Annotated in this window: 1 protein-coding gene; it reads left to right on the top strand. The window is 38.7% G+C overall.

Annotation, left to right across the window (positions count from 1 at the left end; genetic code table 11):
• The first annotated feature begins 289 nt into the window (after nucleotides 1-289).
• Nucleotides 290-1,435 (top strand): site-specific integrase, encoded by a 1,146-nt coding sequence (locus tag QVP40_RS04295; protein WP_022067261.1) that lies wholly within the window; start codon nucleotides 290-292, stop codon nucleotides 1,433-1,435.
• The last annotated feature ends 39 nt before the right edge of the window (nucleotides 1,436-1,474 follow it).

Genomic DNA, 1,474 nt, shown 5'->3' with positions numbered 1-1,474 from the left:
TGTTTCAGAGATTCCGGCATTAGAAAGGGCCGTCACTTTATGATTTTGGAGTGGCGGCTTTTTCTATTTCCAGAAGTAACAGCAACAATCAGAAATGAGGTGAAGTCATGAACACATAAATCATCGCCATCGCCAACCAGAAAGGCGGTGTTGGTTATGAAAAGCTACACATTATGCAAAGCAGGCGATAGAAAACCTTATAAATAAAGGATTCTTTGGTTGATTTACTTTTCATAATCTATCACGATTTAAGTGTATTTTTATCAAAGCACTTAAGGAGGAAAACAAGGTGGAAAATTTAACTTTGCAGCAACTAATCAACCAAACCAAGGAGGCACTCATTGAAGCTGGTGCATCCAACTATTACCAAAACGTATTTAAAACTCTTACAAAGCAACTTTTGCTCTACGCAAAAGAACATAACACGGAATCTTTCAGTATGGATTTTGGATTGCAGTTTTTAGAAGACCATTATTCTATGTCATCTAAAATCGAGCAGAAGAAATGGTGTGCAACCTATTCCCGTTGTATTAATGCTTTAGCAGAATACCAACATTCAGGAAATGTGACTCTATATCTTGTTATGGATAAAAGAGCATACACTTTTCCTGACAGTTTCAAAGACAGTGCTGAGTCCTACCTCTCCCATCGAGAGAAAACAGGAATCATTAAAAAATCAAATAAGGTTTTCAGTTTATATCTGGAAAGATTTTTTGCATTTTTGAAAAAGGAAAACATATCTTCTCTGGATACACTGTCTCTTAAAGATGTTTTGGATTTCATGGCATCACTGAGCTGCTATGAAAAACCAACCGTAAATCATACAATGCGGGCAGTTCGATATTATCTGAAATACTGCTATGAGAATGGCTTTATGAATACGGAGATGTTCTCCAAGCTTCCCAATCCCCATAACAACAGGCAAAGCCGTTTACCTTCATCATATACTGCAAACGAAGTAAAAAAACTTCTTGATTCGATTGATCTTGGAAACCCTTGTGGAATCCGTGATTATGCAATCATTCTTCTGATTGCAAGACTCGGGCTGCGCAGCAGTGATGTGGCCAATCTCAGATTTTCCAATATCGATTGGGAAAAAGAGATTATCCGTTTAACTCAGGTAAAAACAGGAAATCCGTTGGAACTTCCTCTGCTTGAAGATGTGGGTGAAGCAATCATCAATTATCTGAAGAACGCAAGACCAAAAACTGATTCAGATCATGTTTTTGTGAGGCAAGTTCCACCGTATACGAATTTTAATCCGGGTGCAGTCGGTGGCCTTGTAAGAGTTCATCTCCAGAAATCAGGGATTCATCATGAAGGGAAAAAGAAAGATTCCCATACGCTTCGTCACAGCCTTGCAAGTCGTCTGTTAGAGCATGAGATCCCTCTTCCGGTCATTTCAGAAATCTTGGGACATATAACTACTGAATGATAATAGTATTTCTGCATACCTCGTGCAACAGGGGAACTG

The sequence above is a fragment of the Blautia sp. CAG:257 genome (assembly GCF_000433815.1).
Classification (GTDB): domain Bacteria; phylum Bacillota; class Clostridia; order Lachnospirales; family Lachnospiraceae; genus Blautia_A; species Blautia_A caecimuris.
This window is presented reverse-complemented; position numbering and strand designations above follow the sequence as displayed.